This window comes from Rufibacter sp. JT3400010, from assembly GCF_054956755.1.
The window spans coordinates 43,223-66,941 of the sequence record NZ_JBUDXA010000021.1 but is presented as its reverse complement, the minus strand read 5'-3'; the positions used below and the strand labels follow the sequence as shown (position 1 = coordinate 66,941).

Sequence of the window (23,719 nt, the reverse complement as noted above, 5' to 3'; positions counted from 1 at the left end):
TGTGTTTAGGCCCTCAGCCTCTTTCCCGTTTTCAGGCCTCTATTCTTCATAGATGGCGCACTGGACCCGAGTCATCTGGCCAGAGCCGTTTTTGAACAAAGCATCTCCCCTGCCAGCCAAGGATTCTGCTCCATTGTCATCCAAGATAACCCTGCTGTCGTTGGCGGTCCTTACCTTCAGGGCTATGACGGCTGGAAGGTTGGATTTTATGGCAGAGCTCACAATACTGGCTAGTGGTTTCTGAGTTGCGAGAATGACATGAATACCGGCTGCCCTTGCCTTCTGGGCAAGTCTCCTCAGGTAGGTCTCTATAGTGGTTCTGTTCCCTGGATTCTCATCCAGCAGATCGGAATATTCGTCCAATACGACTAACCATCTGGGTATTGTCATTGCCTGGTCAGAGATCATCTGGTTGTACTCAATCAAATCTTTTGCGGCCTTTCCCGAAACGGATTTAATATTCCTGAACTCCAAATATCGCCTGTCCATTTCCTGCACACAACGGTCAAGCAAATTAATAGCTTCATCAGACGACATCCCATTCCGTTCCGGAACCTGCGGCAGGTCCTCAAAGTCGATAAGCTCGTTGCCTTTTGGATCGATTAGGAACATCTGAAGCTCTGTAGGGGGATAGAAATGGGCAGCTCCCCGTATAAGGGTATCCAATACGACTGATTTTCCAGAGCCAGTGGTTCCGGCAATCAAAAGATGGGGGGAGTTGGAAGAGGAGAAGTTCAGGCTGCACAACCTTCCTTCTATGTCAAGGCCAAAAGGAACATTGAATGAATCGTCCTTTGTGAACAGAGACCAGATGTGTTTGGTGGTGATCTTCACTTTTTGGTTGTCTTTCTTGGGGGCCTCCAACCAGATTTTTCCCATGTCTTGGAACACCCTGACACTTTGCTCTTCCGGCAACTGCAGGGCGATGTTCAATTCCTCCGCGGTTCCCTTGATCTTCTTAAGGGTGGTACTTGGGGCAGGCTTGATCTCCATCCGGTAGAATCCCGGTCCCTCCATGAAATTGATGTCTGGGGCCAGGTCACTCTTTACCTCTATCCCAACGGCAGTTAATTTGTCGTAAATGGATTGATTGATAATTTGAATCTCCTCTAGCTTAATGTTTGTGAATGAGGGTGCCTGATGCACCAGCTTTCCATTTGTGCCATTGATAGCAGTCGTTTGTCCATTAAACTCTTTAGGCTTCAGAGAAAGGTCTGTTGGGGTTCCTTCCTGGTCTGAAGGTTTTGGTATGTCCTTCAGGTATCGGTTAGACAGCAGGGAGTCTTTCTTGATGGGGGAAAGGATCCCCTCAGCAAACATTTTCCTTAGCATATCCATATCTTCCGTGAGGAAATTCAAGGCATCCTGGGTCGGGAAAGTGGCCACGCAGCATTGGTTGCCGTATTCAACGGACCTTGGCAGATACTTGTCACTTGTTTTAAAGGAGAATACCCCATACCTACCGATAATTGGATGAAGGGCGTCACTGATTTCAAAACGGTCACCAAGCAACTCTCCGCGATAGTCCTTCACCTGCTCCCAGCGCTCTTTATAGGAAGGCCATACATTATATAGGGCTAACTTTTCAGCGCCGATCATCGCCAGCTTTGCGAAGAAGTTCCTGTATATCTTGGCCGCGAAAGTCTGGTCTTTCACTAGAAACGAATGCAGCATCTCTGACGTGTTCGTTCCCTGATCCTTGCCTTTAGACTGGGCCTCTACGGCGGAAACCCCAATTTTCACCTCTAATGGGAATAGGTGCATTAAAAGCTTGTTTTCTCTTTTCTCAAGCCCAATCATTAAAAGGTCATCCGTATGGACCCCATTCAGCCCCAGGTTCTTAACCGAGAAAAGCCCATCTTTCTGGGAAAGACCGACTGCACCGGATACCCTAAGAACTTCCTCCAGGGATACTGGGATCCAAGTAATCGCGGGATGGTGTAAAAAGGCTAGCGCCGTTTTGACGGCACTCAGCAAACTCAGCTTTTCCTCGCGGAAATAAGACGTTTTCTTGCCTTCCCTAAAGCTGTTGAGTTTCAGAAGCCAGTGCCCATTAACGGCATTGAACATGTCGATCAGTTTGATGATCTCTGTATCCCTGGAAGAGATTCCCTGCTCTTGCAAAATCTCTTTAATCGTTGCCTCATAGGGTTTCCACTTGCTCGTGATAGTGATAGCATCATACCCGCTGGCATTATTGTATTGGTCGCTGTAATGAATGATAACCACATCCTTGTGGGACTTAAAGAAGCTCAGGTCAACCTTCGGATCCACGAAAGTTACCCACTGTGATTTCGAATAGAGTTTCTCCAAAGCGGCATTCGTCTCATTGTTAATGACAAAAGCATTGGCGTGTGCCTTGGTGAGCTGATCATCCGAGTGGGTTATCCGGACGAATGCATTGTAGAGCTGAGCAAGGTGAACCAAATGGTTTTGTGCCTCTTCAAGGAATTTAGTGCCAAAGCCCGTGCGGTAAGAGTCCTTTTGGAAGGTGGAGGGAACCTCGGAAAGCAGTCCGCCTAAGCTGATCCCGGTTGGTATCTCTGCCATGTCACTGTAGGACATCTTTACTTCCTTTGCCGAAAACTGAAAAAAGGAAAGATGGGCATACCCGAAAGAATCTTGGGCATCAGGGAACTTATAAAATTTGACCTTCTCGTTGAAAAGCTGAAACAACTCCTTTCGATCATCCGAAGAAGAGAAAAGACTGAAGTCCAACGGGACATTAAGGGCCTCACCTTGCCAAGAGGCAAATTCCTCAAATTTAGTTTGGTACTCCTCGGAGTTATAGATGTTCACCACCATCCCAGGAATGTCGGCTGACTCTCCCTTGGCTTTCTTCTGTAGATACCCGGCATAATAGGCTAGGATCCCCTGCAGCACCTCGCGGCAATCGCCCTGGTTCACCAAATTCAATTTGAGGGGGGCTTTGCTCTCCAAAAGCAGATACGGAAAATGTTTGGTGAATTGATCAAGCTTCTCCCTCACCATGTTGGGTACGAATTGCCGGGAAACCTGCTGACTACTTAGCTCACTGCAGAAAAAGTAGTTCCATTCCGCTGAATGGTTCTGTTCCAGGGGCTGATAAAAGTAATTTCCGTGTCCCTTGTGCTTTACCTTTCCTTTCAGGAGGGGAATAAGGTTAAGCGGGGTAAGGTTATGCAAGAGATACTCCGGCAAGGAGTCCTGCTTGACCTCCTCCTTCACAGCCAAGGCATATGCCATGTTCAAAGGGTGCAAAGGAGTAAACTTCAACAGCTTTTCCCTTTCAAGTTCCTCAATCACCCCAATCCTGAAAAGATGGTGCTCAGTACTGGCCAAGGCCTTTCCCTCCTCCAAAAGCTCCAAGCTTTCAATGTATAAAAGAACGAATTCCCGGTAAAGGGCCTCAAGTGCATCGTCCAAGGCTGCAAGGCTCGGCAAAAGTTTATTAACACGGAAGTACTGGATGATTTTACCAAAGCATTCCCGTAGGCCTTCGTTTACAACTATTTCGTCCTGGGGTTTCAATTCACCGTCCAGAGTTTGGAAATAGGCCATGGCGCCAGAGTCAATCAGGTTCTTCTCCAACCTTAGGTTTTCCCGGAACTCATCTATAGGGTAATACCTAACAGTACCCTGGGTGAGTAGAATAACCTCCTTTTTCTTGTTGGGGTCAAATCGGGCAGCATATTGAAATGATACGCCTTCTTGTCGTTTCAAGTCCCATACTTTGTAGCCGGAGATGGCCTTTGGGGCATTTTCATCCCCCAAGTCAAGTCTTATAGGCAGAACTGAATCCCCAAATGCAATTGAGAAGGGAATATCCTCCTCTGCCTCCAAGGTTTTGGGATTCAACACCAATTCGAGGGTTTGGCTAACCATGACTGGGTACTGACTACCGGGGTTAAGCTCTTCTTGTTGATGAGGGACATGCCCTTCGTTGAAAAGGAGCCTCTCATCACCTTTTATGACGAAAACAAAATTCTTCGCCCTTCTATGGAGATAGAACCGAGTCTTGAATCTTTCCATCAAAATGTCGTGGAAAGGCAGGACAAGTACGGAAAAGGAGTATTTGGCAGATACCCCAGGGTGCTGATATGCGAAATGCCTGAACTGAACCTCTCCTGGATTCTCCAAGGTAAAGCTGGCTTTTATCCCTTTCCCTTCTAGGTCTATTTCATTTTTTTTGAAATTTCCGTATTCCAATCCTGCTTCCTTCGGCCGGTCATTGAACCTAAATAATAAATTAAGTTCCTGCCATCCATGAGGATTGAAAACAACCAAGCTTCTTTTTCTTGACTTCGTAGGGGATTCCTCATCTTCGGAAGCGTCCCAACAGGTGAGGAAATCAAGGGTGAGTTCCTTTAAATTCCTGATGTACTCTATATTCTTCGTTTTGCTCTTCTCTAGAGACCAATCCTCGAGCTCAACGAAGTCACAGTTGTGCCAGTCAGGTTTCTTCAGCCGGTCAATTCCTGCCTGGCTGAAGTGCCGTTCCAGTATTCTTTCCAAATTCCCGTATTGTACCCCATTACTGATCTCATCAAACAGCTCGCTGTTCCTTTCGAGGCGTTTTCTGATCTCCTCTTTGGTTTTGCAGGAGCCGAGCCCCTTATCGGTAAAGATCCCTAAACGTTTATAGTCTTCCGGCTCTACCTTGTTCTTCCCAAGGATATCCAAAAAGGCTGAGTAATCAAATAAGGTATAAGAATCATCGGCTATCTCCCCTATCTTGGATAGAAGGAGTTCCAAGAGGATCTTCTCCTGTTTGCCAAGGCTGGTCAATTTCCCGATTTTTTTTCGAATGCTCCTTTGCACCTCAACTGAGCTCAAAGGCATACCGGCCTCCGTTAGGCTCTTACATCCCCCGACTATGCTATCAAGAGAGGTGTCATGGACAAAAAGGATGGAAGCGTTACTGAAATCCTTGTTCCCCTTGTCACTGACTCTGTTTCTCAGGTTAGTCAAAAAATCCTCAGCCACTCCATCAATGTTTGCGGCAACGATCAATTTATATTTCTGGAATACAAGGCAATAAGTAGAGTAATCAAGGTACGTGAAAGGCAGAAGCGATACTCCTAGATTCTCAAGCCCTGGCTTTAGCTTGAGTGCTTCATATTGGGCCTTCACTTGTCCATTCTGCTCGTAGCGGATATGGAAACGGTCACCGCTGGTAATATCTGCCTTAGAAAAATAGTCAATCAGCAGTTCAGATATGAAATCAAATAAATACTTATCCATTCAAAGGTATTGTTTTGGCCTAGCGTAATTTTTTTACATACTGCGCATCGCCGCTGTCACTTTTCTTTTCCAACAGGTTGATCTTTTCAAAGTACTCCACGATCGTTGCCTTGGAAAGTTGGTCGAAGAAGAATCCCCTATCCTCTAATTCTTGCCACAATCTACTGAGCCTTATTTTGTCTAGCTTGGGCCCGATGCATAAGGTGGTCAAAAAAAGGATACTGTCCTGGTCCAGACTCAGCGAATAGCCGTTCCGGCCCCTTCTGCTGGTATAATTTAGTTTTGCGAAATCCAAAAACCACCTGCTATAGGCCCAATAGATACGTTTCCTTTGGGTTTCTTTAAACTGTAGATCCACCATTTGCCAGAGCTTATGGACTGAGTTGAAGATAGGATCTTGTGGATACCTATCCTCGAATGAATAATTCTCCCAGTCGAAACGATTTGTTCCCTTGGTTATCCTTTGTTGGTAGAAAGCGATAAGTCTATTAATCTGTTCCTGGAGACTTGCTATCCCTTCGGAGCTTAAGTCTTCCACCATCTTCCGTAGTTCTTGATAGGTTACTTTCCTCTCTCCAAGTCCTTTGATATGGTTGATTAATTCAAGTGTGTTGGCATGGGTGAACATGGCATTCATATGCTTCACAAATAGTTCCCAACCGTTGGTAGAGGGAAGGCGAGAAGCCTGCAGTTTCTCCCATGAAAGGGAAAAGAAGTATCGGTCCTCCTGCTCCCCGAAAAAGGTGTTCAACCGGAAAACCAATTCCGTTACATACTGGAAGTAATAGAATTTAAGCAGCTTGTGAAAACCTGAGATGAATAATTCGTGATCCTGCATCAAGGTCAAAAGGTCTTCTCGGAACTTTGTCCGGGCTCTTGTGGAAGCTTTGTAATAGGGCTCCAAGGAGGCCTTGCCTAGCTCCGGCTCCGGCAGACATGAAAGGATTAACCTGTGCATGAGGTTATCTGGTCCTTTCTGGGAAAGGGTTTTCAGTTCCTGGATGGTATCTTCCTCAAGAAAAAGGCTGACAAGGAACTTGGATATTTCATCTAAGGTCTTGTTCTGTACGCAATGGTCAAGATAGGGGAATACCCTAGCATTGAAGGTGATGAGTTGCCCGTCTTTATCAAAGGCGATATTTTCGATGATGTCCTTCAGGTAGGGATTGTCAGGTGAATTTGCCTTTTGGCAAATAGTCTGGATAAATATTTCCTTGTCAAACCTAAGGGTTTGGCTATAATTCATACTATCCCTGAAACATCCCCCGGCAATGCCTTTAAACGAGATAAAATCATCTTTTAGATCGCCAATTCTTTTGTCATTCCCCGGAAAAGGGAAAAGCAGGATTTTATTGCCGGTTTTGTGTTCTATCTTCCCATTCCCATCAGTCATGTTATTTTCCAGGGAAGGCAGGTCTAATTCAAACATTATCTTATTTCCTCAAATTGAAAAACATCAAATCCAGGGGTGAAGACCAGCTTGAATTTCTGGTAATTCGCCCCATGCGCCTGTTGGATGATCACATCTTTGTCTTGGGCCCGGAAGTTAGAGAGTCTGCTGACAAACCTCCTGAAATCCACGTGGTTACTCTTGTCGATTGAATTCGCTCTATATCCTTGGTTGATGCTTGCTATAAGCTGGTAGAGTCCATAGTCGACTTTCACACGGAAGGACTCCTCGCTCCCATTTACCTTGAAGCCCAAAAACAGGCTATTGGTGAAACGGTTTATTTCTCCTTTAACAGCCGTTCTCTTTTCTCCTGGATCTAGCTCCAATTGCACCTTCTGGGACACTTTGTAAAGATTCTGTGACCGGCCAATATCAATATTCAGATAACCTTCCTCCATTTTCATCATTCCGTTCCACTGATAAATTGCCTTTTGAGCCTTTCGATACAAGTCAATCAGTCTATGGGTGTGGTGGGCGTGGAAGTAGTACAGGTCTTTCATAAACTCCCCGTATACTGGGTCTGTTTCGATGAAATCCGGATGCTTGCAAGAGAGAAAATTCAACCTTATGAACAGTTTGATCCTGTCCAGGGTAGGGATGGTGGTTAATTCTTGGAATAGGCTATCCCCCATCTCCAATATACCATACCCAACAAAGTAGTGGTTCGGGTTGGCCGTCGTCCCCATTTTAATAATTAGGTGGTCTAAGGCCTCGTTCGTGGCACCCACCGGGTCCAATTTCCCTAGGTGCCTTAGGACGGCAGAGGTATTAGTGCTCTCAAAAAGCAGCCATGGAAGTGTCCATCGGTAGAATCCCTCCTGGGGCTTGCCTCCATCGGTTATCTCCAGGATTTCTTTTTCCGATAGGTTGGCAAACGCGGGCGGTACGATTAAATCATAGATGAGATTCATCATCAGCCGTACCGAGACGATAAGCTTGTACTTGACGATTGCCTCAATAAGGATTTGGATCACCTTAATTTTCACTTCTTCCCGTCCCAGGAGGTCATAGTTGTATTTAAGGGGGCAACAGGCCGGGGCAGGATGGTGCTCATAGAAATTCCTGTAGCTTTGGAAAAAAGGGTTGTCGTCCGATTTATTGGTGATTTTGGAAATGATTTCCTTTAACACCTTGGAGGAGGGGCCATCTTCGCTCAAGGAATAGATATGGTAATCCGCAAGGTTGATGTACTGGATATAGTCATCGGCCCGTCCGGAAAGCTGACCATCATCCTGTAGGATATGGTTTTCAGTGATGAAGTTTATCAGGTGCTGGAAGTCCCTCCCTTTTTCATCCAGGAAATTGGTGAGTGTCCCAAGGTTGATGGCGATTATGGTTTTCGCAAAGTTTTCAGGGGCATTAATCTTTGGATCGGAGAAATCCTTCAGGGCATTTTCCAGAGTATCCAAATAAGATTCCTTCATGGACTTGCTTTCCGTGGCATCATTAAGCACTTGGAAGGATTGCATCTCCAGAGGATGCTTTTCCCACATCTTTGCCAATAGATGGGATTTTCCGTCCCCAACGTTTCCGATCACTAAGATCAACTTGGCTTTTTCCGAATGGTAGGCTGCTTTGATAAGTTCGCTCAGGTCCCGTTCAACATTGCGCTCTATATGGAGGTATTTCTTCAAACCATCCAAGGAATCCTTTTCCCCATTGACAATTGCTTCCCTAGAAGACAACCTCAAGGTGTCCAGCTTCGTTTTGAAACTCATTTTTATTGAAATTCTATTTTGTATTTGATAAGTTTCCGATACCCTCAAAGCCCTCAGAAAAGAAGTCTGCCAGGGATATATCTAATCCCTTCAGGATTTTCACCAGGGTAAGGAACTTCAGGTTCTCACCGGTCTCGTATTTACCGTATTGGGTCCGGGAGATTCCCTGTTCGTAGGCAAAATGCTCGTAGTTTGAAAACCCTTTCTCCAAACGTAATTTCTTTATCCTGCTTCCAAGACGAGCTAAAAGCTCTTCTTCCTCACTGTTGGGGTGTTTCATGCTAGATGCTAGTATCTAGCAAATCTTATGATAAAGGAGCAGTTTGTGTACCTGTTTAAAGCGGTATAAGAGAAACTGTAAACAAATTTTGATATGGGATTTCCCTACATCCTTTTGATATGGGATTTCCCTACATCCTATTGATAAAAATTGCCATGAAGCATCTCTTTTTTTTTAAAAAGAGGAAACCACAAGATCTAAGCAATGAGATAGGTGTATAAACCTCTATATGTCAATTAGTTTTCTTGGTAATTATTAAAAATGCTGTCAAACAAAATTCCGGTATAGGATGGTACTTCATTAGGATGAAATTCCTACTTTCCTTTATCTTAAATCAAAAAGTAAGTCGATCTTATAGAAGAAGTGTTTGCATTAAAAATAATGATATTAAAGATTAACCCTACAAATTCAGAAAGTTGGGGTTTACCATTTGATTCTTGAATATATGGTCCCGCATTAAAACAGTAAATCTTAATGACAAGTCAAAAGGCATAGCCTTGAGGATACTATTACGGATTGATAATTCTATTAATGCCTTTAGCACAGGGCTACAGAGCTTAAATTTTAATACTGTCTCTCTATTCCTTTAAATGAACCTACATAAATTTACTCTGCAGCCTTATGGTAATGGAAAAGGAACTAGATTCACCTGCCCTAACTGCCTAAAGAAACGTGAGTTTACGCGCTATATTGACACTGAAACAGGGAAGTACCTCCATCGCACAGTCGATAGCTGCAATAGGGAGAACAAGTGCGGGTACCATTATATTGCAAGGGCATATTTCCTTGACAAAGCGGAATCCACATCATTCAACCTGTAGAAGTACAACCCGCCCCTTTTGCCCCCAGCCACAATAATCTTGGTCTCCGGTTCATACTTCAACCGGTTAACTCCTTCATCAAGGTAGATACTCAAAATCAGACGTCCACTTTCTAGCTCCCAAAGCCGGATGGTGCCGTCATGGCTTGCGCTGATCAGGTTGTCCCCGGCGATCTGCAGACCCGTAATGGTCTGGGTGTGGCCCCAGAACGTCTGTAAGGGTTGGCCCGTCTCTAGGTCCCAACTGATGATACTGTTGCTGTATTGACTCTCGTCCTTGAACCTCTCCGCAAACCCCCTGCCGGCGCTTACCAGCAAGCTACCGGAAAGAGTGAAGCAGGAATTACCCCGAATATGACCATCCATGCCCCCCCCTGTACGTGTGCCGAATCTGCCCTTTCGACAGGTTCCAGCTCCTGAGCGTGTTTTCCTGCGGAGAGGCAGAAGCAGTCACCAGGGTATTCCCGGAAATCTCTAATTGGAACGGATCGTAGTGGTCCGCACTGATAACCCACAGCTCCTTTCCGGTTGCAGGCTCCCAGCCCCTTATTGACTCGTAGTCACTGCTCACGAGCAGCCCCGGGGCTGAGGCAAGGGAAATGTAGCCCAAGTGCCCACTGAGGACCCGCAGTTCTTTCCCTGTCGCTAAGTCCCATCCCCGGATGGTTGAATCCCAGCCAGCACTGTAGAGGATCCCCTCTACAGCAGTACAGGCGATCACTCTGTCCCCGTGCTCCCCAAATAGCTGGAGCTGCCTGCCAGTGGCAAGGCTCCAGCTCCTCAACGTGCCGTCCTCACTGCCGCTTATTGCTATGGTGCCATCAAGGGAGAGGGTGGTGACCGGGGCGGTATGCCCCCTGAACACCCCCAACGGTTTACCGGTGGTTAGCTCCCAGCTCCTCACCGTAGCATCCTCGCTTCCTGTAATAACCTTGCCGTTTGTGATTTCAAGGAAGTTTATGGATTTGCTGTGCCCCATTGGCACGTTCCTTTCCCCGGAGCTCTCCAGGTCCCAGCGTTTTACCGCCCCTGCACTGTCCCCGCTCAGAAGAAAACCGCCGTAAACGGAAAGGGAAGTCACCCAGTAGCTGTGGCCGCGGAAGATCGCTAGCTGCTCCCCTGTCTGAATGCCCCAGCTTCGAACGGTACTGTCCTCGCTGCAACTCAACACCGTGTCCCCGTACAGGGCGAGCCCCAATACTTTTCCCGCGTGTCCCTGGAACACCTGGAGGGGTTTCCCTTTTTCCAGGTCCCAGCTCCTTACGGTTCCGTCCTCACTGCCGCTGAGCAGGGTAGTCCCATCGAACTCCAGGCAGGTGATCTTACCCGTGTGGCCCTCCAGGGCAAACAGCTTTTTCCCCGTACATAGGTCCCATCCCAATATGCTGTAACCCTTGTACTCCTCGTTGCAGCCAAGCAACGTATTCCCCAGAAGCTTAAGGAGGCTGATCGTCCCTGAACGGCCGGGATAGGAAACCAAGGGTTCCCCCGTGTCCAGGCTCCAGCTTCTCAGGGTTCCACCCTGGCTACCCGCTACCAGCACGTTCCCGGACACCGCCAGGCTGGTAATGTAATCATCCAAGCCTTCGAAGGAATGCAGCACCTTTCCCGTTCGGATATCCCTGCTCTTGAGCGTACCTACCCAGCCGCCCATGTTTTTGTCGATGCAGCCGGAGCCACTGACCAGCACTTCCCCCACCGCTGCCAGGTGCCGGCGAGGCCCCGGCTGATCGGTCAGGGTTTCCACCTCCTCACCCTTGGCCAGGTTCCAAATCCTGATGGTCCCGTCCCAGCTGCTGCTGGCCAGTATATCGCCCGACACTACCAGATCCTCCAGGTACTGCGTGTGTCCGGCAAGGGAGAAGAGAAACCTACCGCTGTCCCTTTCGAAAACCTTAATCATGCCGTTGTAAAGCCCGGCAATGATTTTATCTTCCCAGGGAACAAGCCTGTAAACTCCGTATCCGGGCTCTACTGAGTAAAGGGTGCTTCCCACTGGATTCAGGTCCGTTTTGATGGGTAAGCAGAAGCTGTTGCGAAGGTCTTCCTCCAAACTCTGCCGGAAGTCTTCCGGCAGAGTTTCCCCCTGCAGCCGCAACCGCTGGTGGAGCTGCAGGGGAAGGTTGCCCTTGTCCAAAGCCAAGGCAGCGTATGCCATCCTTACAGTGTCGGTCAGAAGTTCGACCAAGCTTGTCTTCACTGGAATGAGCTGAAGGTCTTCCCAGAGACTTGCAATATCCGTGTACTCTAATTTTGCTTTCAGCCACCGGTAATCGGAGAGCAGCGCTGTTGCTGTGGCCGTTTCACCATCCTCTACCAGAAATCTTACCAGAAACCGCCAATAGTAGGGGTTTGGCAGTCGGTAGGGATCACGCAGCAGGTACCGAAGCAGGTTCTTCAGGGGGGCCTTGTTGTTACCTAACGCTCCTCTGAAGTATTTATATAGGGCATTGTGTACTGTCACCTCCCCATTCCGTGCATCATAGTCTAACAGGTTGTGCCTGTTTAATATCTCAAGAAGCTCCCTTCCTGCTGGGGGATCCACGTTCCAAAGCGCAAAGATGGTCTCCTCAGAGATGGGGTGACCGGCGGGGAGGGCGCCCAGGTCAATTCTTCGCTGCCTTTGCTCTGCAGGAAGGAGACTTAGAAGAGCAGCCAGGCAAACGTGCATGCCCCCGGCCCTGTCCAGCCTTCCCAGGTCAGTGGATCCAGCGATTTCTCCTATTCTATCCAACAGCTCCCGTTGTAGCTGGCTAGCTGTACCGTAGGTAGGCGCCAGAATCAAAGTCGCTTTGTGGAGGAGGCGCAGCAGCAAGGGGTTTCCCCAGCCCATTTGGTTAATTGCTTTGAGAGTACGGGATCCCCGTGGCCTGACTCCACCCTCAGCATGCGGAACGCTTCTCTTTCCTGCATCGGGCCAATCAGGAAAGTGATGGCGCTCTCCCCTTTTGTGTCATGAATCCGAGGTAATAACAGGCTTCCGGGCCCAGTTGAGATTACTTTGATGTTTTCCCTTGCGAAGCCCATCTCGATACTGAGCTGCCGGGGGCATTGGACGTTGTCCACTACGAGCAGGCAGCCATTATGGAAACCAGACACTTCTCTGCCGAGATTATCCGCCGCATTCCTTAGATCAACGAAAACCGCTTCCTCGTTTACCAGCCTGCTGTAGAGGGCGGTGACCTCTTTGAGGTCGTCCCCGTTCTCGGTAAGGCTGAGCCAAAGGATTCCATCGTAGAAGTGATCCCGGACTTGTCTGTCGTGGCACAGGGCGATGGCCAGGGTTGTCTTGCCGTCTCCTTCCTCCCCTTCTAAACGTAGGTACAGCGGGTCATCTTCTCCTGACAGTAGCAGTTGGCGCTTCACCCTATCATAGATATCTGGCCGGTGCACATATCCCTCGGGGAGGCTCGGGGCAAGGTTCAGGAACTTGTCCAAACGGCAGTGGCTGTAAAGGTCGTCCATGAAGGCTTCCCATTCCTGCGTTAAGTCGTACAGATGCAAGTCGGCCGCTTCAGGAGGAAAAGGATGCTTTTGCAGATAGTTTTCTGGTAATGCCCTCACCAAATATGTCTTTGTTCCCCAGAATGATGCGGAGGACAGCAGCTCCGGGAGGAGGTTTGGGGTTTCCATCATCACGGGAGTGATAATGACCACCATGCACTCAGCGTAATCCAAGCCATCCATTGTCCAATTCCAATCCGTATAGTAGTCCCCCACTAAGCTGTTTCTGTGGTATTTCAGCTGGCTTCCTTTGCCGTCCGATGAGAGCTTGAGTTTCAGTTGCTCCGCAGACTCTACCCCATCCGTTCTTGAGTAGGAGAGGAACACGTTATAGTTTTTTTCTCTCATCGGGTTTGATGGTTTGGATGCACATGAATCAAGTTTCTATTACGCTTTGAAAGAACTAAAGGAAAAGCACAGGTAAGACTATTTTCTATGACTTCGTGCCGATTATTGTCATTGGATAACCCTTCCGATCAGACTTCCGGTAGAGTAGGACCTACGGCCTCTGTGAAAATCATGGGTTCCCAATTGTTTCCTGCTTAACCGGGGAAAAAGTGGAGCTGCTGCGTAGAATAGCTTCTGCTGTGCCCATTAGGAATCTAGTCGAATAACCTTGCAGTTGCCCTGTGCAATGGCGACGTAAACTTTTGTTGGACTTGACGCGTTACTAAGTATATTGCAGTCAAATGACGTTTTTGAATTGGTCAAATAACTAAGAGGGCGGGATTATGGGATTAGGAGCAGTCGTAGAGATAATGGGCGGAAAGAAAGTCATGGACATAGAGGTGCACAACACCGCGGACCTCATATCCATCACAGGAAGGGGCGGCATCGCCGTTGCCGCAGTAAAGGCCGTGCAGGACAGGATCGGTGTCTCGAACGAGCTTATCAGTGACTTTCTGGGCATATCGGCCAGCACGCTGCAGCGCCAGCGCCGCTCCAACAAAAAACTGGACAAAGAGGGGGCGGAAAAACTCTATGAGATCTCGAGCGTGATCGCCAGGGGAATTGACGTCTTCGGGGAGGAAGCGGAGTTCAATAAGTGGCTGAGAACGAAGAATCCATCCATCGGGGGGGTAGAGCCAATCAAATGGATGGGTTCAGCCATCGGAAGGGATGAGATACTGCAGTTACTGAACCGTATCGAACACGGGATCTACTCCTAAGCATGATAGTCTACAGGATAAGCAAGGAAAAACATATCCGTGACCTGGCAGGGACAGGAGGGCTGTACAGCTCTGGCAGGTGGCACAACCAGGGAACATGTATTCTCTATACCGCAGGTACCCAATCCTTGGCTATGGTAGAGACCCTGGCCAACAGTCCCGTCCCTCCTACCGGTATGGCTTTGCTAGTACTGGAAATTCCGGATGAGGTGGAAATCAAAGCCATAGATGTGGCCAGCCTTCCCAGTAACTGGAATACTCACCCTGCCCCCAAGGAACTAGCCGAAATCGGTGACCGGTGGGTTAAAGAGAACCAATCCTTGGTAATGAAGGTGCCCTCCGCCCATTCTGATACTGAGTTCAACTACCTGATCAACCCCAGCCATCCGGACCGTTCCAAGTTAAGGGTGATTGAGGTCAAGCCGAAGTTTTTCGACTCCAGGTTAAAAGGAACGCCATAGGATGGCAATCCAAAAACCTCGTTTTAAGAACCACATTTTCGATTGCTAAACAGTGCTACTCCCAATAAGTGATTCTGATGACCTCTATTCCGGAATGTACATTCCATACAATTTGACTGGACTGGTAGAACGGATTGGAAAGCACAGCATATGTCAGGCTTTCGTAATCCACTCAGATATTAATAAATGAGATTGGATAGGAGTCCTGCTGTGAGTCTGCTGTCCTTGATAGGGCACCTTTGCAAGGAAAGAGATGCGTACGATTTCTCGGTCTGCTGAACATGGTAATGGTTATTGGCTGTAATGCTCTACTACGTTCATTGATGAAGTATCTTTCCTTCAATGCTTCTTAAGTAAAACGCGACAATTGAATCGGCGTATGCCCTGCTTTAAAGAATAACTATGAATCAATTCCAAACGGAACTGGAGAATGCCGCACGAGGGCTTCTCTTCATAAGCGAGACGGATGCCCCTCTCGAACCCATAGACCTAGGCCAACAGGATAAAGCAACTTTCAGTACCGGGCGACTGCTGCAGGTGCTGGACCAGCCTTCCGGGACTTCGGTGGAAGTGCAGGAACTGGCCTATTTCCTGAGGAACATGACCAAGGTGCGGGAGGGCGCAAGCCCCGCGCGGCAGGCGGAAACCCAGCGGTTCCAGGCTTTGCAGGATCTCCTGATGCACCGATTGTCAGATGTCAAGGCATATCGCATAGGCGAGCGCCGGGTGGAAGTCTTTCTGCTGGGTTGGACTCCGGAGAACCATTTAGTTGGCTTCAAGACGCTTTCTGTGGAGACCTGATTTTCAGGTTTCCATTTACTTCTGCTGCACTACCTGTCTGAAACCAATCAAAAGCAACTTTGCGATGGGAGGAGAGTGCCCTGCCCATGCGTTAAATCAGCTCTTTAATTCTTGTTTTCCCGTATTTCCTATCATCCCCAAACGCCAAACGGCTGCATTCAACACCGGGTGCTGCCCCGGAGCCATCGAGATACTGCATCCACTTCGCGCTAAAGATCAATGACGCCTTTGCTTACCAGGTACTCTCGCAGTCGGTTAAACCCTCCTGCGTTCGCGTACTGTATGCAATAGCGGGTACTAAATGGCCCTAGATCTGCCTTCCCCTTTTCCACCAGGAGCCTCACTATCCCAAGCAAACCAAGTTTGCAGGCTTCCTGCAGCGCTGACATCTGGCCAGATGCTGGAATCAGATATTCTACTCTGAGATAATTTCCCTGCCTGACCGCTTCATAAAGGAGGTCTGCTTTATCCAGGTTGTTGTCCTTTACCCATCCCGCTTCCCTTATCCTGTGGCTATCCATGTCAAAGCCTTTTTCGTTCATCTTCCCGAGAAGGTATTCGTTCTCGGTGGCCAGGGCGATGTTCATCAGCTTTTGGCTTTCCCAGCTTTTCGGGGGCAGTAGCCCTACTACCGCCACCAGCAGGTCGTGTGCCTTCGCGTCCTCCTTTGCGGCGAGGGTCATGATAAAGGGAAAATCCCCGAAGGTGCCATGCTGCCTTTCGATCTCCCGAAGGTATAGATCCACGAATTTATTTGCCTGGGGCAGGTACCTGGCGTCATTGGACTGAAGGTAGGCATTCTTTAATCTACTTGTAAGATGAAATAGAGGGACTCGGGGTGTGCTTCTTTTATGCAGCAGTTCGTAGATGTCAAATAGATAATGCTGCGCTGCCAGGTCCAGCAATGTGTTATAGTCAGCGGCGGTCAGCTCTACCGTTTGGAGGATATCCTCCACCAGGCTGACCCGCCACCTCCAGTGCCCGCTCATCTCACGGAGCACCTCCTTTGAGTCCATCACTTTCCTTGACTCCCGTATCCCGCCCCCGCACATCTGGAGGAGTACCTCCTTTCTGTCCTCGTCTCCCATCTTGAAAAGCTCAAGGTAGCCTAGGAATCGCTGCCAATCCTGGATCCCCACCGTAAACAGCAGCGTCCTGGGTTTCACCTTCAGCAGTGGCTGCCCCTCTAGCAGCAAGTCCAGGTAAGTATGTGCCGACCCGGTCCTTACCAGCCATCCTTCGTAGGCCTCAACGGCAGAGCCAGTGAAAAAGCCCCCTCCCATCATGAAAAAACCCTCCTCCGCCAGCCTTCTCACATCCTCCGCTTTGTCAAGGCGGAAGGTATCTTCTATTGTGAGCTCCATGGCCCTCACCCCTTCGTAGGTTGTGAAGTCCGAAACCATGTCACGGTGGCCCATCCAGACACGTTCGGTCCTGGTGCCCGGGGGAATGGAGACCCGATGGACGTTGGCGGGCGAGAAGTCCCCGCCCAACGGGGAAATGGCTTGGAGGAGCAGGTTCTGAAGGTTCGGGAGCTGTACGGCATCGAATGCCTCCGGAAACCTTACCTTGTCCCGCTTACGCTCCCCATGGAAGGTGATGAAATTGGCCAAACGGCCTTGGCTGTCGCTGAGCGTGAAATAGTCTGATAGGTTCGGTTCGAACCGGATGTCCCGGACCCTCCTGTGACTGGCTTCCTTGTCGCGGTGGTAATAACCCCTTTCCGCTTGGGAATACCAGGAATAGGCCCCTTTTTTGAGGTTGCTCTCTCCACCTTCCCCTGTGGACTCAATGTACGCCTTAGCCACCTGGAACTCCTCCTCAGTGTCAAGGGGAGGCTGCTCAAAGCAAACGACGGACGACTTGAGGGGAACCAGCTCTTCCAACTCAGCCTTGATTCTCTGCGCAAAAGGCAGGTTGTCCTGGCCCGATCCGTCTATTTTCCCAACGGAGACTCCCAGGATCACTTTGCCGTCCGTGGTGAAGTGCACCATGACACAGGCAAGGTCTTTCCGGACATAGTTGCGGAAGTAAAGGGTGAAAGAGCCCTCGATAGAGGAACTGCCCAACTGGACGGCCTCCGTCACCGTGTTGAATTCCGTGAATTCCAGATCCGGTATCGAGTCCAAGCTTTCATCCCTTTGGGGCGGTAGGTACCCTCTACCAAAGGGATGAAAGCTTTTCTCGAATTGTCTGTAACTTTTCTCGAATCGCCTGTGCTTCTCAGCCGAGGGGATGTGGGGTATCAGAACATAATTCTTCGACTTGAGGCGATCTATCTTCCTGCGGTCGGCAAAATGGGCCAGGAACGCTTCGATGGTGGGGACATCCCTGTTTTCGGACAGTCCATAGATGTCGTACCAGTACTCCGATTTCTCTTCTACCATCCTTAATCCATATTTACTCTGATTCAGAATCAGTTGCGTAACCCACCCAGTCGGCTAAAACATATAACTCCTTTGGAAAAGGTCACTGAAATTACTTGTAAAACAGTATCTTACGTAAACTTCAAGAAGATTGCAAGTTTATTAGTCCAACTATAGAAGTAGCCCGTTGAGCTTTTAGTCCCTCTTTGTGGAGATCTAATCCCATCGGTAACAAAAGCTTAATCTATTATCTATGTTACCATTGTATTAAATCGTTAATAGTATGGTACTTTTGCGCCGGGAAGGGGAATCATATACCTGTGATCCCTGTTCCCCACGCAATCCACACCTTAACGCTCCGATGCAACACCTTTCCAGACCCGGCGGCAGGCACCTGCTGCTGCTCACGGCCCTCTTTATTTTGGGCCTTCTCCCCGGCCGTTCCTTTGCGCAGGCCGGCAGTTTCCCGGAGACCTTCGAGACAGGCTCCAAATCCGACTACACCTCCGCCTCCGTGCCCCTGGCCAGCGGCTCCTGGCTTCTGGAGGACGCCCTGCTGGGCACCACGGACCAGGACATAAAGAGTGGGCAGCAGTCCGTGCGACTCCAGCGGAAGGGCAAGCTCTCCATGGAGTTCTACCTGCCCACCGGCGCGGGCACGGTGACCGTTCGCCACGGCGCCTTCGGTACCGATGGCAGCAGTGCCTTTGAGCTGTGGGCCATGTCCGACGCCTGCGCCTGCAACAAGTGGACGAAAGTCGGGAACACCGTGATTACCTCTGCCGGTCCCCTGCAGGCAACCTCCTTCACCCTGAACATCCCAGGCCGCGTGCGCTTCGAGGTCCGCAAGGTGTCCGGCGGCAGTGCCCGCCTGAACATCGACGATTTCGCTGTGACCCCTTTCGGTACGGTGGACGACACCGCCTATCCCGACAATGACCACCTGGCACTGGGTAACCCCAGCAACGCGACGAGCGACGTGGGCATGCCTGGCAATTACCTCATGCGCAAGCCCCAGTTCTCCCTCTCCTATAGCCGCGACCGCGGCACGCCCAACTGGGTGAGCTGGCACCTGGACGCTTCCGACAGGGGCGGCATCGATCGCCAGGATGATTTCCGCGCCGACCCTACACTTCCGGCCGGCTGGTACCAGGTGAGCGAGGTGAGCTACCAAGGCAGCGGTTTCGACCGGGGCCACAACTGCCCCTCCGCCGACCGCACCTCCTCTATCGAGAACAACTCGGCGACCTTCCTGATGACCAACATGATCCCGCAGGCACCCGGCAACAACCAGGGACCTTGGGCGGACCTGGAGAACTACGGCCGCACCTTCCTGCCGGGCAACGAGGTCTATATCATCATGGGCAGCTACGGCGTGGGCGGCACCGGCAGCCTGGGAGGCACCACCAATACCATCGACAACGGTCGCATCACCGTGCCCAACCGGGTGTGGAAGGTCATTGTCGTGCTGCCGGTGGGTGACAGCGACGTTTCCCGCGTGGATGCCACCACCCGCATCATCGCCGTGGACACCCCCAATACCCATTCCATCGGTTCCTGGGGTTCCTACCGCACGAGCGTGGACGCCATCGAGGCTGCCACGGGGCTGGACCTGCTCTCCAACCTTCCGGAGGCCGTGCAGGCCGCCATTGAGTCAAAGGTCGACAACGGACCCACCAACTAGAAGAGAATCCCAAACAGATATAGCCAAGACATTTAGATGAGACATTTATATAGTTCCAGTAAGGGTGCCCTCCAGGCCCTTGCTCTGCTGCTGCTTGCCTTTACGGCAGGGCTGGCGCAGGCCCAGACCCTTCCCCACAAGCTCTCCGAGGGGACCTTCACCGAGAATTTCGACGCCGTCGGCACCTGGGGGGCGGATTTCGCCTCCGGCACCGGCGCCACCCGCTTCAGTAAGGCTTACCCAGACCCGGTTCTTCCCAACACGAACAATGTGTTCGCGACCGGATCCGGGGGAGGGGTGCAGAGAGTATTCTCCACTAGTGCGGTGCCAAACCCTGCTAATGCTATTGTCCTGTTGGCTACCGGAGCCACAAACGGCCAAAATGCCTCTGCCTTCGACATCAACCTGGACTTCTCCGGCTCTACGGCCGGTACCCTGAGTCTGGATTGGGCGTCTGTGAACAACTCCACAGGTAACCGCGGTGCCACCTTCTCGGTGCAGGCGAACGTAGGAGAGAACAACTCCTTCGTGGAGGTGCTTGGCACCAGCGTGGTAGTCACCAACAACGTGCTGACCTCAGGAAAACTGCTGGATATTGCGCTTCCGGAAGCCCTTAGCGGCAAGGCCGACGCCAAGCTGCGGTTCTTCATCGTGACCTCTGCCATCGGAACTACCGGCAGCCGGCCAAAGATTAGCCTGGACAACCTAGTGGTTACCGCCACCGCCGACGGTCGCCCCACCATTGGTGCCGCGACCGTGTCCAACTCCTCTTTCTGCGTGACTACTTCCGCCCCTGGCGAACCCTTCACCGTGGCCTATACCGCCTCCGGTGATTTCACCGACAACTGGGCCGTGCAGTTGTCTAACCCTAGTGGGGCGTTTTCTTCCGACCTCACTGCCAACCTGATCGGGACCGGTTCCGGTACCTCGCCCATCACCGCGAGCATCCCGGCCGGCACCCCTAGCGCGACCGGGTACAGGGTACGGGTGGTGAACTCCGGACCTGCCACGGTAGGACAGGCCTCCGCACCCCTTTCCGTGACCCTGGCCCCGACGTCCAACCCGGTGACCCTTTCTCCCGCGGCGGAGCAGAGTTTCCTGGTGAGCGGGACGGGGGATGCAATCACCGCCTCTTCCTCGGTGGCCTCCTCGTTCCAGTGGCTCTACGGCACTTCCGAGGCTGGGCCTTTCACCTCTGAGTTCAGGGGTGCCACCTCCGATTCTTTCCAGCCCCTGGGCTCCAGCTTCCCGGGTGCCGGCACGTACTACGTGGTGGCCCGTGCCATCTCTTCTTGCGGTGATGTAGAGGGCGTGAGCGCGCCGGTGAAGGTGAACGTCATCTCACCGGTCGTTCCCTCGGTGCTTCTCTCTTCCGCCTCCCTCGATGGATTCGGTACTCTGGAGGCGGGCGCCGCCTCACCGGCAAAATCTTTCACCCTTGAGGGTACTGCCCTTTCCAGCGACGTGACTATCACCCCGGCGGCGGGCTTCGAGATCCGGGTGGGAAACACCCCTTTTGCCTGCTGCGCCATTAACCTTTCTCCTAAGGACGGCACCCTTTCCCCCACTGTCATTGAGGTTAGGTTCGCCCCTACCGGAGCGCAGGCCTACAGTTCCGCCATCACTGTCTCTGGGGGCGGAACCGCGACCCAGAGCGTGGAGGTGTCTGGCACGGCCGCAGTGGCCATCTACCCGCCCTCTATCTCAACCATGGAGGTGACCGAAATCGCCACCGGCTCTGCCGTCTCCGGCGGCACGGTGACCGATGACGGCGGCAGCCCGGTAACGGCTCAGGGACTGGTATGGTCCACTTCGGCCAATCCGACGCTTTCCAACAGCAAGACCGTGGATGCAGGCACCACTGCCTCCTTCACGGCTACTCTGGCCAACCTGACCCATCGGACCGCCTATTTCGTGCGCGCCTACGCCACGAACGCGGCCGGGACTGTCTACGGCGAGCAGTTCACTTTCACGACCCAGACCATCCCGCTGGCCGCGGAGCCTACTACTCCGTCCACCCTCGCCTTCAGCCAGGTAGCCAAGAACAGCCTGCGCCTTGCCCTTTCCGGGGGGAACGGGGCCAAGCGCCTGGTGCTCGCCCGTGAGGCGGAGCCGGTGGATGCCCTGCCCGAGGATGCGCTCGCCTACAAGGCAAACTCCGTCTTCCGGAAGGGACAGCAGCTGGGAACAGGCAACTTCGTCGTGTTCAACGGCACCGGTACCGAGGTGGACCTCACCGGGCTGCGCAGCGGCACTATCTACCATTTCGCGGTATTCGAGTACAACGACAACGAGACCCTCGGGGCCGAGAATTATCTAACCACCACAATTGGCAGAGGCAGCCGGAAAACGGTGCCGCTGGTGAACGGGCTCGTCCTGGAGGAGAATTTCCCTTACGTGGCCGGGACCGCGCTGACGGACAACGGTTGGAACGCACACAGCGGCGGCACCACAGCCCCCGTTACTGTCACGTCCGAGGGTCTCACCTACCCTGACTACGAGGCTGTGGAAGGGAAGGCCGCCCGTCTGGCCGCCAACGGTCAGGATGTGAGCCGCTCCTTCGAGCGCATGGAGGCCGGTGCGCCGGTGTACGTTTCCTTCCTGGTGAACGTGGCCTCGGCCAAGGCTTCTGGGGAGTACTTCTTCCACTTGGGGCCGGAGAGCATGGGCTCAAACTTCAAGGCCCGCTTGTTCGTGCGCTCCACCCCTAGCGGCACCATTCAGTTCGGAGTGAGCGGAAGCACGGGCACCGGTACCTACACCACCCAGGAGTACAGCCTCAACACTACCTACCTTCTGGTGGTGCGCTACGACTTCGACGAAAACGGGAATACCACCAGGCTTTACGTGAACCCAGCCGTGCGGACGGAGCCTACCGAAGCCAGTGCCAAGGTGGACGAGTTTGGCTCCTCTCCTACCGACATCGGAACGGTGGCCCTGCGCCAGGGCACCAACTTCCCAGCCCTGATTTTCGACGGCCTGCGGGTGGGAATCTCCTATAACGCGGTGAACGGCGGCCTCCCTCTCAAGGTAACTCTGTCTTCCTTTACCGCCAAGCCGACCGGCAGGAGCGTGAAGCTGGAATGGGACATGGCCTCCGGAATTGACTTCGTCCGTTTCGAGGTGGAGCGCAGCGCCGACGGCGTGGAGTTCGCCAAGATAGGACAGGTGCCGGCTGGGACCGCCAAGCCGAAAGGCTACGGTTTCCGGGACGAGCAGCCTTTGATTGGCACGGGCTACTACCGCCTGCGTCAAGTGGCCGGCAACGGGGCCTCCGGGTATTCCCAGACGGTATCCGCGGAGATAAAGGAAATCGGCAACACGAAGGTGGCAGCAGCCAAGCTTTTGTCCGAGGGTAGCCTGAGCCTTGCCGCCGCGTCGGTGTACCCCAACCCGGTAAGCGCCGGGGAGAAACTAAACCTACAGTATCAGCTGGAGAAGGAAGGTGCCCTCACCCTGCAGCTGTTCGACGGAAGCGGCAAAATGCTCTCCTCGGAAACAATCCAGGGCAAGGCAGGTGTTAACACGGTTTCCTTGGATTACTTGGTGAATGCCCCTGCCGGACTCTACATCCTGCATGTGACGCAGGGCACAAAGGCTTCGGTGGTTAAAATCGTGAAAAGAAACTAAGCGCTAGTTCCTTATACAACTGACATTCTTATCAAAAGGCCCCCGAACTCGGGGGCCTTTTTTATATGCAACTCTTTTTTTTTGCTAAACATTTTAGTTTTTTATATCTGTTTTACTAATATTGGTCGTAAAATGCGACAAAACAGCAGAGGCAGAATGGAAGCAGCGATAATCCCACTACACCCCCTTGAGGAACAGCGGTTCCTCGTCATCATCGACCAGGGCAAATCCCTCCCCTTATTCACTACTACGGTGCAGGCCGGTTTCCCCAGCCCCGCCACGGACTATTCGGCCGAGCCCATTGACCTGAACACCTACGCCTCCAACCATCCCGCCAGCACGTTCCTGGTGAAGGTGGAGGGTGACTCCATGATAGGGGCGCACATCATGCCGGGTGACCTGGCCATCGTGAACCGGGAGATAAGAGCCACAAGCGGCATGGTGGTGCTGGCCTTCGTGGAAGGAGGCTACACCATCAAGCGGCTGGAGATAAAGAAGGAGGCTGCCTACCTCGTTTCGGAGAACCCCAAGTACAAACCTTTGAAGATAGACTCGCCTGAGGGCGGCATAATTTGGGGCGTGGTCGTGGGCATTCACCGCAAGTTCTAGGCCT

15 protein-coding genes are annotated in these 23,719 nt (G+C 51.6%); 7 read left to right on the top strand and 8 right to left on the bottom strand.

The genetic code is table 11. The features are described 5' to 3' along the window. Positions 1 to 39: 39 nt before the first annotated feature. From dptH to ACY0JR_RS16895, 4 genes are read right to left on the bottom strand one after another with little or no spacing between them, the layout of a single operon-like run. Entirely contained in the window at positions 40 to 5,223 is a 5,184-nt protein-coding gene (gene dptH, locus ACY0JR_RS16910) for a DNA phosphorothioation-dependent restriction protein DptH (protein ID WP_462635272.1), read from the bottom strand. A 19-nt stretch (positions 5,224 to 5,242) separates the two neighbouring features. Next, the gene (gene dptG / locus ACY0JR_RS16905; RefSeq protein ID WP_462635271.1) at positions 5,243 to 6,652 is read right to left on the bottom strand and encodes a DNA phosphorothioation-dependent restriction protein DptG; all 1,410 of its coding nucleotides are present in this window, start codon (positions 6,650 to 6,652) and stop codon (positions 5,243 to 5,245) included. Next, on the bottom strand, positions 6,652 to 8,391 hold the full coding sequence (gene dptF / locus ACY0JR_RS16900) for a DNA phosphorothioation-dependent restriction protein DptF (protein ID WP_462635270.1): 1,740 nt from the start codon (positions 8,389 to 8,391) through the stop codon (positions 6,652 to 6,654). The genes dptG and dptF overlap by 1 nt, the downstream gene beginning before the upstream one ends. 13 nt (positions 8,392 to 8,404) lie before the next feature. Next, the gene (locus ACY0JR_RS16895; RefSeq protein ID WP_462635269.1) at positions 8,405 to 8,671 is read right to left on the bottom strand and encodes a helix-turn-helix domain-containing protein; all 267 of its coding nucleotides are present in this window, start codon (positions 8,669 to 8,671) and stop codon (positions 8,405 to 8,407) included. A 590-nt stretch (positions 8,672 to 9,261) separates the two neighbouring features. Between ACY0JR_RS16895 and ACY0JR_RS16890 the strand changes: the two genes are divergently transcribed. Beyond that, positions 9,262 to 9,492, top strand: a complete 231-nt coding sequence (locus ACY0JR_RS16890) for a PG0870-related protein (RefSeq protein ID WP_462635267.1) — start codon at positions 9,262 to 9,264, stop codon at positions 9,490 to 9,492. Here ACY0JR_RS16890 and ACY0JR_RS16885 read toward each other — a convergent pair. The 3 genes from ACY0JR_RS16885 to ACY0JR_RS16875 are packed head-to-tail and all read right to left on the bottom strand — an operon-like array spanning position 9,435 to position 13,343. After that, positions 9,435 to 9,857, bottom strand: a complete 423-nt coding sequence (locus tag ACY0JR_RS16885) for a WD40 repeat domain-containing protein (protein ID WP_462635266.1) — start codon at positions 9,855 to 9,857, stop codon at positions 9,435 to 9,437. The genes ACY0JR_RS16890 and ACY0JR_RS16885 overlap by 58 nt on opposite strands. Beyond that, positions 9,835 to 12,225: a hypothetical protein gene (locus ACY0JR_RS16880; protein WP_462635265.1), complete on the bottom strand. Its 2,391-nt coding sequence runs from the start codon at positions 12,223 to 12,225 to the stop codon at positions 9,835 to 9,837. The genes ACY0JR_RS16885 and ACY0JR_RS16880 overlap by 23 nt, the downstream gene beginning before the upstream one ends. A 47-nt stretch (positions 12,226 to 12,272) precedes the next feature. Beyond that, the gene (locus ACY0JR_RS16875; protein WP_462635264.1) at positions 12,273 to 13,343 is read right to left on the bottom strand and encodes an NB-ARC domain-containing protein; all 1,071 of its coding nucleotides are present in this window, start codon (positions 13,341 to 13,343) and stop codon (positions 12,273 to 12,275) included. Between the two features lie 383 nt (positions 13,344 to 13,726). Between ACY0JR_RS16875 and parS the strand changes: the two genes are divergently transcribed. From parS to ACY0JR_RS16860, 3 genes are all read left to right on the top strand, one after another. Beyond that, entirely contained in the window at positions 13,727 to 14,164 is a 438-nt protein-coding gene (parS, locus tag ACY0JR_RS16870) for a type II RES/Xre toxin-antitoxin system antitoxin (RefSeq protein WP_462635263.1), read from the top strand. 2 nt (positions 14,165 to 14,166) lie between these two features. Beyond that, positions 14,167 to 14,625: an RES family NAD+ phosphorylase gene (locus ACY0JR_RS16865; RefSeq protein ID WP_462635344.1), complete on the top strand. Its 459-nt coding sequence runs from the start codon at positions 14,167 to 14,169 to the stop codon at positions 14,623 to 14,625. Positions 14,626 to 15,027: 402 nt separating this feature from the next. Further along, on the top strand, positions 15,028 to 15,426 hold the full coding sequence (locus tag ACY0JR_RS16860; protein WP_462635343.1) for a nuclease A inhibitor family protein: 399 nt from the start codon (positions 15,028 to 15,030) through the stop codon (positions 15,424 to 15,426). A 209-nt stretch (positions 15,427 to 15,635) separates the two neighbouring features. Here the strand turns inward: ACY0JR_RS16860 and ACY0JR_RS16855 are convergent, their stop codons facing one another. Next, complete coding sequence (locus ACY0JR_RS16855) at positions 15,636 to 17,813, bottom strand: hypothetical protein (protein WP_462635342.1); 2,178 nt, start codon at positions 17,811 to 17,813, stop codon at positions 15,636 to 15,638. Between the two features lie 340 nt (positions 17,814 to 18,153). Here ACY0JR_RS16855 and ACY0JR_RS16850 point away from each other — a divergent pair, with 340 nt between their 5' ends. The 3 genes from ACY0JR_RS16850 (at position 18,154) to ACY0JR_RS16840 (ending at position 23,715) form a co-directional block, all read left to right on the top strand. Further along, positions 18,154 to 19,476, top strand: coding sequence for a DNA/RNA non-specific endonuclease (locus tag ACY0JR_RS16850; RefSeq protein ID WP_462635341.1), 1,323 nt, complete (start codon positions 18,154 to 18,156; stop codon positions 19,474 to 19,476). Positions 19,477 to 19,512: 36 nt separating this feature from the next. Continuing rightward, positions 19,513 to 23,106, top strand: a complete 3,594-nt coding sequence (locus ACY0JR_RS16845) for a T9SS type A sorting domain-containing protein (RefSeq protein ID WP_462635340.1) — start codon at positions 19,513 to 19,515, stop codon at positions 23,104 to 23,106. Positions 23,107 to 23,187: 81 nt separating this feature from the next. After that, complete coding sequence (locus tag ACY0JR_RS16840) at positions 23,188 to 23,715, top strand: LexA family protein (protein ID WP_462635339.1); 528 nt, start codon at positions 23,188 to 23,190, stop codon at positions 23,713 to 23,715. Positions 23,716 to 23,719 lie beyond the last annotated feature (4 nt).